Genomic DNA, 15,099 nt, shown 5'->3' with positions numbered 1-15,099 from the left:
GTTTACTCGCTCAAATAAGACGACTATCCATAGTCGCCTCACAATATGATTTTTCCAAATCTTATTTTTTAAAATCAATAAGGACACCTTTTATGAATAAACAAAGCATCCACGATCGTATCGACAGCCTACGTCAGGCGTTGATAGCACAAGATCTGACCGCGATTATCGTACCGTCTGCTGATCCGCATTTATCTGAGTATCTGCCAGAATATTGGCAAGCGCGCTTATGGTTATCAGGATTCACAGGCTCAGTCGGGACGCTCGTTGTTACCGCTGATTTTGCTGGATTATGGACGGACAGCCGCTATTGGGTACACGCCGCTGACCAAGAAGGTACTGGTATTAGCTTAGAGAAGCTTGCACCGGGTCAGCCAAATCATATTGATTGGCTCGCCGAGCATTTGGCTGAGGGGGATAGCGTGGCAGTCGACGGCAATGTATTGTCTATCTCTGAGCAAGATAGATTGTTAAATGCCTTTGATGCCAATGACATTACCTTAATCACTGAGCGTGACGTATTGACAGAAATATGGAGCGATCGTCCAGCGCTACCTACTGCCAGTCTATATCAACACGATGCGCAGTTTGTCGCGCAGACTGCTACCTCAAAAACTTGCCGCTGTACGCGCAGGTATGGCTGAGGCAGGCGCAACCCATCACTTGCTTTCAAGCTTAGACGATATTGCTTGGTTGACCAATTTACGCGGCGCTGATGTTGACTATAACCCTGTGTTTTTGGCACATATGCTCATTAGCGAACATGACGCGACATTGTTTATCGATAATAATAAAGTCAGTAGCGAGATAGCACAAAGCTTAAAAGACAGCGGTATCACCCTTGCTGATTATGATGCTGTGCAAGATGCGTTGGGCACATTGACTGCTGATGACTTATTGCTATTAGACCCAAGTAAAGTGGCAGTAGGTACGTTATCTAAAATGGGCGATGGCATAGGTTTTATTGAGCAAATGGCGCCAAGTACGTTGCTAAAATCGGTTAAATCTGACGCTGATATCGACCATGTGCGTGAAGCCATGCGTCAAGATGGCGCGGCATTAAGTGAGTTTTTTGCCGCATTTGAGCAGCGTTTAGCAGACGGTGAGCGTTTAAGCGAGCTGGACGTTGATAGTATGCTCATCGAAGTGCGCAGTCAGCAGCCACATTATGTATCGCCAAGTTTCCCGACTATCGCAGGCTTTAATGAAAATGGTGCGCTGCCACATTATCGCGCAACGCCAGAAAAATTTAGCTACCTAGATGTCAATGAAGGTGAGGGTGGTTTATTGCTCATTGATTCAGGCGCTCAGTATCAAAACGGCACCACTGATATCACCCGTGTGGTCGGTATTGGACAGGTAAGTAGCGAACACAAACGTGACTTTACCACCGTACTCAAAGCCCATATTGCCTTAGCAAAAGCACATTTCCCTGATGGTATCGCTTCACCACCACTCATCGATGCGATATGCCGTGCACCATTATGGCAGGCACAGATGGATTATGGTCACGGTACTGGTCATGGCGTTGGTTATTTCTTGAACGTCCATGAAGGCCCACAAGTGATTGCTTATAGTGCCAGCATGCCGAAAGAGCGTGCGATGAAAGAGGGCATGATCTCAAGTAATGAGCCAGGTCTATACCGTGAAGGCAAATACGGTATTCGTATTGAGAACCTGATGGTTAATAAACGTGTTGCCCAGCCTATAGAAACGGAATTCGGCGATTTTCTTAATTTTGAGACCGTCACTTATTGCCCAATTGATACCCGTTTAATTGAGTCGTCATTATTAACTCAAATCGAAATTGATTGGTTGAATAATTATCATAGCCAAGTCTATGCAGAGCTAAAAGACCGCGTTGAAGGTGCGGCACTTGAATGGCTGACTGAGCGGACTAAGGCTATCTAAAGTAAACGCTCATATCGACGAAGCTAAAATGAAAAAACCCCCGTAAAGTTTACGGGGGTTTTTTAGTACTAGGAATTTGTTACTAAGGATTTATTGCTAAAGGGTGATGCGTAGGACGCAGCATTTAGCTTTTTTTAGACTCTTTGTCAGTTCCTGCTTCATCTTCGCTTACATTTTGAGTCACTTCAGCACGTAACCAAGATTTTAAATTCTCAGACATCAGCATCATTTGCTCACTGAGATAATCATCAATTTGCATTTCCAACTCACGGATCATTTCTTGATGTGTAGTACTCAGTTTCGCATCTTTCAATGCCAGTTTAATGGCGGCGCTGGCTTTGTCATTGACCGCTTTTATGCTGTGGTCGTCATTAATATGCTTGTCATGAGCGACATTAGCATGTTCACTGATGGTTTTGTTCTCAGAACTAGATTGCGTCGCAGCCGATTTTTCAACATTTTGGTTTTTCTCAACCGTGTTATCAATGCTGAGCGATTCTGAATCGCTGGCATCATTGGTGTTTATAGCGGTCGTTTTATCAGCGGCTATTTGCTCAATTTTCTGTTGTTCTTTTTGCGCGGTATCTGCTGCTTCACGAAGTTTGGCTGCCTCTTTTAATCTAGCACTTTCTTTAATCTGGCATCCTCTGCCGCTTTTACTTTTTGTTGTTCTTCTCGCTGCTGTTTTTCAGCAGTCGCTTGCTCTTCGGCTTTTTTGTCAGTAATGGCTTTAGCGATGGCTTGCTCCGCTTCATGGTTTTCGTATAGCTCATCGATGTGGGTATCCAAATCATGAGTATTAAAGACAAAGCTTTCAAATGGGGTATCGTTTTGCAGTAAGGTGGTGATGTCTTTTAGCTCTTGGGTAATTGCTGCGCGAATAGGCTCAGGCGCACACGTCCAGCGCTGGTAAAACTGATGGGAAAATGAGTAGCTTGACATGGTATCGTCCATAAATGTTCCAAAAATTACCCCTTATCATACGCAAATACGATAAGGGGCTGCAAGTGGACAAACGTAGCAAATCTGACACCAAGGTTACAACGACCGAAATGGTGAGTTTTATACCTTAATGATTCACGGGCCAGCGCGCAAATACTAACGAGCCATTGGTACCACCAAAGCCAAAGCTATTGGATACGGCATACTGTAGGTTTTCAACTTTGCGCGATTGGTTGGCGACATAGTCGAGGTTACAGTTGTCTTCCACATTGTCCAAATTAATGGTGGGTGGCACATGCTGATGCTGTAGGGCAAGGACGGTAAATATGGCTTCAACAGCACCCGCGGCACCAAGCAAATGACCCGTCATCGATTTGGTTGAGCTAACCAAAATGCGGTCTTTGACTGGGGCAAAAACGGTTTCAATAGCAATCGATTCAGCGACATCACCCGCAGGGGTGCTGGTGCCATGAGCGTTGACATAACCAACACTCGATGGCTCAATGCCTGCATCATTTAGGGCATTACGCATCGCTCGCGCCGCACCGCTGCCATCTTCAGGCGGTGCTGTGATGTGACTGGCATCATCACTCATCCCAAAGCCGACCAGTTCAGCGAGTATGGTTGCACCGCGTGCTTTGGCATGAGCGAGGCTTTCTAGTACCACCATACCCGCGCCATCACCGAGCACAAAACCATCACGGTCTTTGTCAAAGGGACGCGAGGCTTTGGTTGGTTCGTCATTGCGAGTTGAGAGGGCATGCATGGCACCAAAACCTGATATGCCAAGTGGGCTTGAGCCTTTTTCACTACCGCCTGCTAGCATGACATCGGCGTCACCATAAGCAATCAAACGTGCAGCGAGACCCATTGCATGGGTAGCGGTGGTACAAGCCGTCGATGTCGCAAGGTTGGGACCTTTTAAGGTATGTTTAATCGCGACTAAGCCTGCTGCCATATTCACAATAGAGCCAGGAATGATAAAGGGCGAAACTTTCATAGCACCTTTTTCTCGTAGCGTATCGCGACTGTTTTCAATGGTTTGGATACCACCAATACCTGAGCCTAAAATAATGCCGAATCGCTCTTGATCGACATTTTGCACAGGTGCGTCAGCAGCACTTACTTCATCGATAAAACCAGCGTTCTGTAATGCCATACTAGAGGCGGCAATACCATAATGAATAAATTCATCATAGCGTCGCGCGTCTTTGGCATTCATATATTGCTTGGCATCGAAATCCTTGACCACGCCAGCAATTTGAGCGCGATAGCCAGTAGCATCAAAATGTGTAATTGGCGCGATGCCGCTATCACCATTGAGCAGTTTAGTCCATGAGCTATCGACGTCGAGTCCCAAAGGTGTCAACGCACCCATACCCGTAATTACGACGCGCAAGTCATCGCTACGCTCATAGTGCGGTAGTTTCTGACGCGGTTGATGCTCCGCTGTTGCGCTAGCATCATTGGTAGCTTGATCAGTAAGTGAACTGCTGTGTTGGCTCATGCGATATATCCTATACTTACAAGTCCTAAGAGGAGGGTATTTCAGAATTCATTATAAACACATAAGTGCACGTGTGTAAACTAAAATTTGACCAGTCAGGCGAAACAAACCTGACCCAAAACCACGCCTTTACTCGCACCAGTCACGGCTGGCAAATTACCCGTTTCACCTATTAGTGTTTGCCGTGCGAGCATGCAAAGGCGACGGCTTCGACCCACGCTGGATTCAGTCCTAAGCTTGCGGTGGTCTCTACCGTGCAATGGGGCAGATGCGCTTGCAAGCGAGTCATCAAATAATCGTTTAATGCACCGCCACCACAGACGTAAACCGAGCTATTTTCATGAGCATTAATAAACATGTTAATTTGCATACTGGCACTCATCGCTGTCAGTTCAGTAAGCGTCGCCTGCACATCCGCTGACGAATAGCGAATATGGGCAGATGCCTGATCGAACTTTTGCAGCTCATCCTGTAGCCATGCTAAGTTAAAATCTTCACGCCCAGTGCTTTTTGGATACGTTCGCGCAAAAAATGGATGTTCTATTAGCTGATTAAGTAGCGGCTCAACCACTTGTCCAGACTGCGCCCAAGTGCCGCCAGCATCATAATCTTTATCAGTATGCAATGCCGTCCACGCATCCAACAATAAATTGGCAGGACCCGTATCATAACCAATCACAGGGCTATCGTTTGCTGGCAAGACTGTGATATTGGCAATACCGCCTAAATTTAATAACACGCGCGTGCTATCAGGCGTGGCAAATAACGCTTGATGAAAAGCTGGAACCAAAGGCGCTCCTTGACCGCCAACTGCCATATCACGGCGGCGAAAATCGCTGACGACGCTAATGCCAGTACGCTCAGCAATGATGTTGGCATCGACCAATTGCAAGCTAAAGCCCAGTTGCGGACGATGGCGTACCGTTTGACCGTGACAGCCGATTGCCAACACTGACTCTACATCAGTATTCGATTGCTGCAATAAATTATTGACCACCTCGCTGGCAAATTCAGCGTATTCTTTACTTGCCCAACCGAACCAGTCTAATTCGCTGTTTGGTTCACCCTCTGCAGGTATTAATTCTTGAACACCATTAGGCTGACATAAAGCCAATAATACTTCACGCAAACGCGGCGGAAACTCTTGGCTATGAGTTGCTAACAGTCGCATCGGTTGCTGTGTATCTTTTTCAGCACTACTATCACTACTAAACTGACAAAGAACCGCATCCATCCCGTCTAAGCTGGTGCCAGACATCATGCCGATATATAAGCCATCATCGAAGTTTTCAAACACGGTTTGCTCGAGTGCATCGGTCAAGGTGGCATAGTTTAAATCGTCAATATTATCTAGACGGCTATCTAAGCTCATCTCTAAACTTAAATCTGTGTCAGGAGTATTCTGAATATCGTCAATCGATACGGGCTTGGTCATGGCAATTTACCTTAAAAAACGCTAGTATATCTCTCAAATTCTAACATCTTTTACTGGCTATGAGATTCTAAATAGCCCAAACGCGTTACCCTTTTAATAAAGACAATAAAGAGAGCATCATGACCACGCAAACCTACACCCTAGAAGAACAGCTTGCCTTGATCCAACGCGGCACCCAAGAAATCTTATCTGAAGAAGATTTGGTTAAAAAGCTGAAACTCAATCGTCCGCTACGTATCAAGCAGGCTTTGATCCTACTGCACCTGACCTGCATTTAGGTCATACCGTGCTTAAAAACATTTTCAAGACTTGGGTCATGAGATTTATTTCTTAATCGGTGATTATACTGCCAAGATTGGTGACCCGTCTGGTAAGAACAGCACCCGTCCGCCATTGACCGATGAGCAAATCAAAGTCAACGCACAGACTTATGCGGAACAAGTTTTTAAAATTTTGGATAAAGAAAAAACCAAGATTGTCTTTAACTCCGAATGGTTCAAGGATATGTCGGCGGGTGACATGATTCAGCTTTCTAGCCAATTGACCGTCTCACGTATGCTTGAGCGTGATGATTTCTCTAAACGCTATGCCGCGCAAACGCCAATTGCTATCCATGAGTTTCTCTACCCATTGGTGCAAGGTTATGACTCTATCGCGCTAAAAGCGGACGTCGAGCTTGGTGGTACTGACCAAACTTTTAACATCCTAATGGGACGCACCCTGCAAGGTCGCTACGGTCAAGAGCCACAAGTGTGTATCACCGTGCCAATCTTAGAAGGGCTAGACGGTGTTAATAAAATGTCTAAATCCCTGAAAACTATGTCGGTATTTATGATGCACCGGGCACCATGTACCAAAAACTACTGTCCATGCCAGATACTTTAATCCGTCGCTACTTCGAGTTTTTAAGCTTTAAGCCGATGGAAGAAGTCGAAGCGTTAATGAAAGAGATGGAAAATGGTCGCAATCCACAGGAAATCAAACGTATCCTTGCTGAAGAATTAATCGAGCGTTTTCACGATGCCGATGCTGCTGCCATTGCGCACAAGTCAGCAGGTAACGTGCTTGCTGATGGTGAACTGCCTGTTGATTTGCCAGAAGTGACGTTAGATTTGGAAGGTGCTGAGGCGCTATTTATTACTCAAGTACTCAACCAAGCTGGATTGGCTAAAATAGCTCATCAGCTAAAGATATGATTAAGCGTGGCGGTAAAAGTAGATGGCGAAGTGGTCGATGCAGGCTTTAGCCTAACTGCTGGGCAAACTGTCGTTATCCAAGCGGGTAAAAAGGCTTATGCGAAAGTGACGGTAGGGTAGTTAAAGAATTGAGTTAGGTAGCCAAAGTTTCTAAGTTCATTATGGCTTAAGGAGAAGTAGATGTTAGCCCTTCCTACGTTATCAAGTAATGGCATTACCCTTAAGCCGTTGACGCTAAGTCATGCAACTGACTTAGTCGAAGCTTGCCAAGATGGTGAACTATGGAAAATAAATGAGACGTCAGTACCTGAGCCAGACAAGGTTATTGACTATATTAATACCGCAGATTCAATGCCCGATAGACAAGCATTTGTCGTTATTGATGAATCAAATGGTAAAGCGATTGGTACAACGAGTTTCCACGATATTTTACCCTTTGCAAACGCTTAGAGATTGGCTATACATGGTATGCCAAATCGTATTGGCGCACGCATGTTAATACGACTTGTAAGCTCATGCTGCTAACCCATATATTTGAGACTTTAGACTATCAAACCGTAGGCTGGCGCACGGATATGGCAATCATCGCTCACAACGAGCCATTGAGCGTTTAGGTGCTAAAAAAGATGGGGTGATTCGAGGCAACCGAGTCTGCCGCGATGGCGTTATTTCAGATACAGTGATGTATAGCTTAATAAAATCTGAGTGGCTACGAGTAAAATTAGCGCTGACGAAAAAACTTAATGAGGCTCACTAAGCTTTTATAATAATTGATACAAGTAATAAAATTATGACTCAACAACTTCAAAGTGTCCCTCAAGGTATTTACCGCCATTATAAAGGCAGCCTGTATCAAGTGTTGCACACTGCTCAGCATTCGGAACCCAAGAAGAATTAGTCGTTTATCGTTGCCTATACGGTGAGTATGGCGTATGGGTGCGACCGTTATCTATGTTTTCTGAAACGGTTGAAGTTGAGGGTAAGCACGTGCCGCGATTTGAGCTGATCAAAGCATTAGCGGATTAATGCTTAAAATTTATTACTCAAATAAAAAGCGACTTTTGGAGTCGCTTTTTTTATATAAATGAACAACTAATCCTGCAAAAATCCTTTTAATACTTTATAAAACCCAATTGGCTCATCCATTGGTATCGCATGACCTGAGCGCGGCAAAACAACTTCGCGAGCATTGGGTAGCATTTGGGTAACTTGTTGCTGCCACTTAGCATCGTAAAGTTTGGAGCGACCACCGATGAGGTTGACCACTGGAATAGTGACCCGCTCTATCGCACCGCGAAAGTCATAGGGTAATGTCAAATAGGCTTGTAAGCAGCGCATTTTATGATGCCAAATACTATGATCATAAAGCGCAAGTTTGGGGTCATTTTTATAAGTCATCACTTGTATAAACGCTTTCGAGCGCGTTCGATTAACAGATAATAGAGAGAACAGTCGTTCGACATCCGTTGCACGGCGTTTTAGAGCAAACGGTAGGTGGGTAAAGCTTTTCATTTCAGCATAAGGTAAAGTTTTCTCAATTACTTCGTGAAAGATATCGAATACTTCTTGCTGCCGCGCACCAAACAAGCCACCTTGCCAATCAGGCTGATTATGGATAGCAGGACTTTGGTCAATATTCAAATAACGGCTAACTTTCGCGCTGCCATAACGCTCAAAATACGCCCACATTACTTGTGCACCCATCGAAATAGCGGCAACTGGCAACGATTCTATATTGCGTGTCAAGCAAACTTGCTCAATCACAATGCTGATATCATCGGCATACTGACGCACAAAATCAAACTGTGTCAGCTTAATATCTTTTGCGGCACCAAATCCTCGTAGATGCGGCAGGTAAAATGCATATTTGCCAAGCAAAGGAAAAATAAATGGCAAAAACTCACGCGCGTCCATACCATAAGCATGCAGTAATATTACAGGCTTGCCGCTGCCTATGACTGACACTGGTAGCAGCGTACCGTCAGTTAAAGTGATATTAATCGTTTTCAGCTGGTAGTTAGTAGGCAAGTTAATCAATTTTTTCTTCATAAGGCAATGTACCTTGTTTTCATTAAGCGGTTTTACAAAGTCGATTTAGCCAAAATGTATCGTAGCAAAAGTCTTTATCTCATTTCTAAAAGACTGCTATATTAAAGTAGATAATTAACCATAGCATAAAAGCAGTTAAGCGGTAAAAGTAGTGACTTATCATAGACTTTGACCAATCGAATCAAACGTCAGCAAGTAAAATATAAGGATATCAGTCTATGGGCAAGCTGACGTTACCATTGCTTGATAGCAGCCTATATCCGCAAATCTGGCAGCAGCAAACCTTGCTCAATCCGCAGGCGCTATTGATGGCAATGCTGACAGCAGATATCACGCCAGATGCCAATACTTTCACTAGGCAATTACTAGCTAATGATACTTATCAAGACTGGATTAATAGCAGCGTATTTGGGCGTTATTTACAGCGTAATTTTACGGCGTTTTCTCAGCAAACAGAAGACAGTTTCAACATTGATATGCCTTCGCTGTTTCGTCAGGAATTGATGCGTCACGCGCAGTATTTACCACTAGAGCAAATCTTATTTTTTGCAGGAGATTTGCCAAAAAGCGTGCGCCAGACAAAGACTTTAACCACAACTGTTAATCCCGCCACTGCCGTGATTAATGCGCAAAAGCTGAGTAGGAAAGTTAGGATGAATAATCCAATTACCATTATCAATCAGATAGTGGTGAAAGGTAAACACGTATTGGGTTTTCCGATACGCCATAATAAACGTACTAGCGAGCGCTTGCGCAATGAGGTATTGATTTTAGACTTTCAAGAATTGCGCTTGGTCAATGAAGAGAATGTTAGTAGCAAAAAAAGAAGCAATATAAAGGAATCTATATTGCTTCGCTCTTATGAATTACGTTAGTGAGCCAAACGGTCAGCTAAAATTTTAAGAATCTTGCTTAGCAATCGTCAGCCCGTTATAAGTTTGCGCAACTGGCATCACTTCTAAACGATTGACGTTAATATGAGCAGGCGATTCAATCAGCCATAATAAAATATTGCCAATATCATCGCCGGTCATGGTTTTAAAGCCGTCGTAAACCTTGGCAGCTTTATCGTCATCGCCGTGGTAACGCACGTTTGAAAACTCAGTACCCGCGACATTACCCGGTTCAAGGTTGGTCACTCGCACTTGCGTACCGATGAGATCCGCGCGCAGATTTAAGCTAAACTGTTTGACAAAGGCTTTGGTCGCGCCATAGACGTTACCCCGCCGAAGTAAGGCCAACTGCCCGCAATTGAACCAACGTTGATAATATAACCGCTATCGCGCGCCACCATCGCTGGCAACACTGCATGGGTCAGCGCCATTAGACCTTTAATATTGGTATCGGTCATACGCATCCAATCATCAAGACTGGCATTTTGCGCAGGCTCTGTACCGAGTGCCAATCCAGCGTTATTTACTAAGACATCGATTTGCTTAAATTTATCAGGCAAATCAGCAATGATTTGCGGGATAGTAGCCGTGTCACTCACATCCATGACCACAGTAAAAATGTTTCGCCCCAAGTCTGCTAGAGTATGAGTTTTTCTAAACGTCTGGCACAACCAATCACGCGATGACCATTTGCAACCAAACGCTCGGCCAGCGCTTTACCAAAACCTGCGCTTGCTCCTGTAATCAATACGTTCATCCTTATCATTATCATGATTTTGCACATGTGTCATGGGTGTTACGACGACGGCTAGTTTTGATTCATTTGTTTTTTTCTCTTGTTGAATAATTGCTTACCAAAGATTTTATCGCCCGCATCGCCTAAACCTGGATGATATAGCCATGTTCATCTAAATGGCTATCTAATGCGGCGGTATAAATGGTCACATCAGGATGCGCTTCATTGACCACACGTACGCCTTCAGGGGCCGCAACCAATACCAATGCTTTAATATTGGTACAGCCATTTTTCTTTAGCATTTCGATGGTCGCAACCATTGAGCCACCAGTGGCTAACATTGGGTCAATGATAAGGGCTGGGCGTTTGTCCATATGGCTGACAAATTTTTCAAAGAACGGCACAGGTTGTAAGGTTTCTTCATCACGTTGCACGCAAGCGACGACAGAGATTTTTGCTGTAGGAATCAAATCGAGCACCCCTTCAAGCATACCAATACCCGCACGTAAAATCGGTACAATCGTCGCCGTCTTACCGATGATTTGCTCACCTGTGATTTCACCACACCAGCCTTGCATTGGGAAGGTTTCAATTTCAAAATCACGGCTTGCTTCATACGCCATCAAGCGTGCAAGCTCTTTGGTTAACGTGCGAAACTTATAAGTGCTACAGTCTTTTTCGCGCATAAGGCTGAGTTTATGACGGACTAGCGGGTGATCAATGACGGTGATTTTTAAGTCGCTCATAAGGTTTCTCTTGGTTTTTGGTCTGATGCTTGCGCAGTTACTGCGGTTGCCATTAGTATAAAAGATACAAACACTTACTGCACTTCAACCTTATATCTGTCTCACAAATAGTAAGCTTGCTACTTTGATAATAAAGTAAGCTAAATATATTTATAGCAGGATTGATCTTATTTAAGCCGACTATGTTTGACTATAATCGCGCCCTAAAAATGAAGCAGTGTTTAGGCTTGCTATGATAGCAAAAAAACCGCTTTTCTGATGAAGAATCTTATGACTACACAACCATATCACACCCATAATAATACGCATAAAACCGATAACAGCTTAATATTATCTGAAGCCCAAGCAACAGAGGTAGAAACGCATCCGTTCGCTCCCGTTTTACCATCTAATGCTACGGTAATGATGATGGGCACTTTTCCACCGACCGCTGATAAATGGGCAATGCCATTTCACTATCCAAACTTTTACAATGACATGTGGCGTATTTATGGCAGTGTATTTTTTGACGATGTGGATTACTTTCGGGTAGGTAAAGAAAAACGCTTCGATCCTGAGCGTATTCGCGCCTTTATGTTTGAGCGCGGTATCGCCTCCTGTCCGACCGTCAAGCAAGCGATTCGCAAGACTGGTAATGCTTCAGATAAAAACTTAACGGTTGTCACACCCGTTGACCTAGATAGTATATTGCCAAAAGTGCCAAAGGTTGAAACCTTGTTTACCACGGGCGGTAAGGCAACAGAAGTGCTGCTTGGTTTATTAGCCGAGCCACCTGCCAAGTCTAAGTATCCTAAGACCAATCAAAGTATGGACTATCCTTACCAATGGCAAAGTAACCAAAGTCAAAAAGCGGATGTTAATGATTTAACCTTATATAGGTTACCTTCGACTTCACGTGCATATCCTTTAGCGATAGATAAGAAAATTGCTGCTTATAAAGACTTCTTCAAAAAGATAGGCAAGCTGTAAAAGCGCTTCTATATAAGAAGCGCTAACTAAGATCAAGGGCTGTTGTTGGTAAGGGTAAAACTATCTTTAACCCTAACCGCCTGATAAATAGAAGGTATTGACGACAAATTTAGATAATCTTCAAAATAGTAAATAAACCACCTTGACCCAGCCTCAAGAACCCATACACTGCCATCCAGTTAAAGCAAAAGTAGTGTCGCCATCCTGCTAATTTAGTTTAATCACCAAGTTTATTTAAATTAAGCTAAAATAGCCCTTGACTAAACATTCAAACCCTCTATAATACGCCCTCATCAAGACGAGCTGGAAGCTTATATGTAAGATACATATAAATAACCCAATTCACTTGAAGAAACAAAACATAAAAAAGCTTGACAAATCAAATCATTATGATAAGATAGTCGGCTCGCTAGATAGCTTAACCCGTAAGGGATTGAGACTAAACAGCAAGAGAGATACCCTATATATCAGTTACTGGACGACAGTGATTGAGCACTATTTAAAAGCATAACTAAAGAACAACTTGTGTGGATTTTTGCTGATTCAGAATGCTAAAAAATAAAGTTGGTTTTAACTCCTTTTCGGAGTTCATTCTAACTATAAAAATTATCATTTAAGACAGCAGAAAAACTCAAAGTTAATTCATTACGAACATAATTTTTAGCGATTTTGCCAGATTAGATGAGCCAAGTTTAGAAGCTTCTTTAAAGAGCTTCATAGCAAGATTAAACTGAAGAGTTTGATCATGGCTCAGATTGAACGCTGGCGGCAGGCTTAACACATGCAAGTCGAGCGGAAACGATGATAGCTTGCTATCAGGCGTCGAGCGGCGGACGGGTGAGTAATACTTAGGAATCTACCTAGTAGTGGGGGATAGCACGGGGAAACTCGTATTAATACCGCATACGACCTACGGGAGAAAGGGGGCAGTTTACTGCTCTCGCTATTAGATGAGCCTAAGTCGGATTAGCTAGATGGTGGGGTAAAGGCCTACCATGGCGACGATCTGTAGCTGGTCTGAGAGGATGATCAGCCACACCGGGACTGAGACACGGCCCGGACTCCTACGGGAGGCAGCAGTGGGGAATATTGGACAATGGGGGAAACCCTGATCCAGCCATGCCGCGTGTGTGAAGAAGGCCTTTTGGTTGTAAAGCACTTTAAGCAGTGAAGAAGACTCCGTGGTTAATACCCACGGACGATGACATTAGCTGCAGAATAAGCACCGGCTAACTCTGTGCCAGCAGCCGCGGTAATACAGAGGGTGCAAGCGTTAATCGGAATTACTGGGCGTAAAGGGAGCGTAGGTGGCTCTATAAGTCAGATGTGAAATCCCCGGGCTTAACCTGGGAACTGCATCTGAAACTGTAGAGCTAGAGTATGTGAGAGGAAGGTAGAATTCCAGGTGTAGCGGTGAAATGCGTAGAGATCTGGAGGAATACCGATGGCGAAGGCAGCCTTCTGGCATAATACTGACACTGAGGCTCGAAAGCGTGGGTAGCAAACAGGATTAGATACCCTGGTAGTCCACGCCGTAAACGATGTCTACTAGTCGTTGGGTCCCTTGAGGACTTAGTGACGCAGCTAACGCAATAAGTAGACCGCCTGGGGAGTACGGCCGCAAGGTTAAAACTCAAATGAATTGACGGGGGCCCGCACAAGCGGTGGAGCATGTGGTTTAATTCGATGCAACGCGAAGAACCTTACCTGGTCTTGACATATCTAGAATCCTGCAGAGATGCGGGAGTGCCTTCGGGAATTAGAATACAGGTGCTGCATGGCTGTCGTCAGCTCGTGTCGTGAGATGTTGGGTTAAGTCCCGCAACGAGCGCAACCCTTGTCCTTAGTTACCAGCGGGTTAAGCCGGGAACTCTAAGGATACTGCCAGTGACAAACTGGAGGAAGGCGGGGACGACGTCAAGTCATCATGGCCCTTACGACCAGGGCTACACACGTGCTACAATGGTAGGTACAGAGGGCAGCTACACAGCGATGTGATGCGAATCTCAAAAAGCCTATCGTAGTCCAGATTGGAGTCTGCAACTCGACTCCATGAAGTAGGAATCGCTAGTAATCGCGGATCAGAATGCCGCGGTGAATACGTTCCCGGGCCTTGTACACACCGCCCGTCACACCATGGGAGTTGATTGCACCAGAAGTGGATAGCTTAACCTTCGGGGGAGCGTTCACCACGGTGTGGTTGATGACTGGGGTGAAGTCGTAACAAGGTAGCCGTAGGGGAACCTGCGGCTGGATCACCTCCTTATAGATGGCATTCGGTCAGCAAGAATTCACAACAAGTTGTTCTTTAGTTTAAGCTTACGTTTTAACAAGCGTAATTGGGTCTGTAGCTCAGCTGGTTAGAGCACCGTGTTGATAACGCGGGGGTCAGTGGTTCAAGTCCACTTAGACCCACCATTTTATAATGGGGCCATAGCTCAGTTGGTAGAGCGCCTGCCTTGCACGCAGGAGGTCAACGGTTCGACTCCGTTTGGCTCCACCACTATAGACGAATAAGCTTTAAGTGCTAATAGTATAAATAGAAACAAGTGATTTATCTTTGAATAAAGACACGATTACTTCTTTCTGTTTTATACAGAATCTGTGACTCGACGAGAGCATAGAGACTATTTAAAAACATAGATATGAGTCTGGGTTAGGAAGAGCGTGTTCACGCGCACTTCCTAACCTTAATCACTCACCTCTTAACGACAT

At 44.5% G+C, this 15,099-nt stretch carries 8 protein-coding genes, 2 tRNA genes, 1 rRNA gene and 6 pseudogenes; 10 read left to right on the top strand and 7 right to left on the bottom strand.

Annotation, left to right across the window (positions count from 1 at the left end; all coding sequences use genetic code 11):
- Positions 1 to 92: 92 nt before the first annotated feature.
- Positions 93 to 1,911: pseudogene (locus G7Y90_RS01940) on the top strand (aminopeptidase P family protein).
- A gap of 124 nt (positions 1,912 to 2,035) precedes the next feature.
- Here G7Y90_RS01940 and G7Y90_RS01935 read toward each other — a convergent pair.
- The 4 genes and pseudogenes from G7Y90_RS01935 to G7Y90_RS01920 all read right to left on the bottom strand — a co-directional run bounded on the left by G7Y90_RS01935 (position 2,036) and on the right by G7Y90_RS01920 (position 5,795).
- Positions 2,036 to 2,224 carry a hypothetical protein gene (locus G7Y90_RS01935; RefSeq protein WP_250163236.1) on the bottom strand — a complete coding sequence of 63 codons (189 nt, stop codon included), beginning with the start codon at positions 2,222 to 2,224 and terminating at the stop codon, positions 2,036 to 2,038.
- A gap of 302 nt (positions 2,225 to 2,526) precedes the next feature.
- Positions 2,527 to 2,865, bottom strand: coding sequence for a hypothetical protein (locus G7Y90_RS01930; RefSeq protein WP_250163235.1), 339 nt, complete (start codon positions 2,863 to 2,865; stop codon positions 2,527 to 2,529).
- A 115-nt stretch (positions 2,866 to 2,980) separates the two neighbouring features.
- On the bottom strand, positions 2,981 to 4,360 hold the full coding sequence (gene fabF / locus G7Y90_RS01925) for a beta-ketoacyl-ACP synthase II (protein WP_201560913.1): 1,380 nt from the start codon (positions 4,358 to 4,360) through the stop codon (positions 2,981 to 2,983).
- A gap of 95 nt (positions 4,361 to 4,455) precedes the next feature.
- Positions 4,456 to 5,795, bottom strand: a pseudogene (locus tag G7Y90_RS01920) (anhydro-N-acetylmuramic acid kinase).
- A gap of 119 nt (positions 5,796 to 5,914) precedes the next feature.
- On the opposite strand from G7Y90_RS01920, the gene G7Y90_RS18330 reads away from it, so the two are divergent.
- From G7Y90_RS18330 to G7Y90_RS01900, 4 genes and pseudogenes are all read left to right on the top strand, one after another.
- Positions 5,915 to 6,073 (top strand): hypothetical protein, encoded by a 159-nt coding sequence (locus tag G7Y90_RS18330; RefSeq protein WP_250163234.1) that lies wholly within the window; start codon positions 5,915 to 5,917, stop codon positions 6,071 to 6,073.
- A 31-nt stretch (positions 6,074 to 6,104) separates the two neighbouring features.
- Positions 6,105 to 6,991: pseudogene (gene tyrS, locus G7Y90_RS01910) on the top strand (tyrosine--tRNA ligase).
- Between the two features lie 180 nt (positions 6,992 to 7,171).
- On the top strand, positions 7,172 to 7,441 hold the full coding sequence (locus tag G7Y90_RS18325) for a GNAT family N-acetyltransferase (protein ID WP_349773385.1): 270 nt from the start codon (positions 7,172 to 7,174) through the stop codon (positions 7,439 to 7,441).
- Between the two features lie 340 nt (positions 7,442 to 7,781).
- Positions 7,782 to 8,017 (top strand): annotated as a pseudogene (locus tag G7Y90_RS01900) (DUF1653 domain-containing protein).
- A gap of 66 nt (positions 8,018 to 8,083) precedes the next feature.
- Here the strand turns inward: G7Y90_RS01900 and G7Y90_RS01895 are convergent.
- The gene (locus G7Y90_RS01895) at positions 8,084 to 9,040 is read right to left on the bottom strand and encodes an alpha/beta fold hydrolase (RefSeq protein ID WP_238049961.1); all 957 of its coding nucleotides are present in this window, start codon (positions 9,038 to 9,040) and stop codon (positions 8,084 to 8,086) included.
- 218 nt (positions 9,041 to 9,258) lie between these two features.
- Here G7Y90_RS01895 and G7Y90_RS01890 point away from each other — a divergent pair, with 218 nt between their 5' ends.
- Complete coding sequence (locus G7Y90_RS01890) at positions 9,259 to 9,915, top strand: hypothetical protein (RefSeq protein WP_238049960.1); 657 nt, start codon at positions 9,259 to 9,261, stop codon at positions 9,913 to 9,915.
- A 24-nt stretch (positions 9,916 to 9,939) separates the two neighbouring features.
- On the opposite strand, the pseudogene G7Y90_RS01885 reads toward G7Y90_RS01890, so the two are convergent.
- A pseudogene (locus G7Y90_RS01885) lies at positions 9,940 to 10,690 on the bottom strand (SDR family NAD(P)-dependent oxidoreductase).
- Between the two features lie 51 nt (positions 10,691 to 10,741).
- A pseudogene (gene upp / locus G7Y90_RS01880) lies at positions 10,742 to 11,415 on the bottom strand (uracil phosphoribosyltransferase).
- A gap of 402 nt (positions 11,416 to 11,817) precedes the next feature.
- Here upp and G7Y90_RS01875 point away from each other — a divergent pair.
- The 4 genes from G7Y90_RS01875 (at position 11,818) to G7Y90_RS01860 (ending at position 14,887) form a co-directional block, all read left to right on the top strand.
- Positions 11,818 to 12,384 carry a DNA glycosylase gene (locus tag G7Y90_RS01875; RefSeq protein WP_346014820.1) on the top strand — a complete coding sequence of 189 codons (567 nt, stop codon included), beginning with the start codon at positions 11,818 to 11,820 and terminating at the stop codon, positions 12,382 to 12,384.
- 727 nt (positions 12,385 to 13,111) lie between these two features.
- Positions 13,112 to 14,650, top strand: a 16S ribosomal RNA gene (locus tag G7Y90_RS01870).
- Positions 14,651 to 14,725: 75 nt separating this feature from the next.
- Positions 14,726 to 14,802 (top strand) — tRNA-Ile (locus G7Y90_RS01865).
- 9 nt (positions 14,803 to 14,811) lie between these two features.
- A tRNA-Ala gene (locus G7Y90_RS01860) sits at positions 14,812 to 14,887 on the top strand.
- Positions 14,888 to 15,099 lie beyond the last annotated feature (212 nt).

Source organism: Psychrobacter sp. WY6 (assembly GCF_018448495.1).
In the GTDB taxonomy this organism is placed as follows: Bacteria; Pseudomonadota; Gammaproteobacteria; order Pseudomonadales; family Moraxellaceae; genus Psychrobacter.
This window is presented reverse-complemented; position numbering and strand designations above follow the sequence as displayed.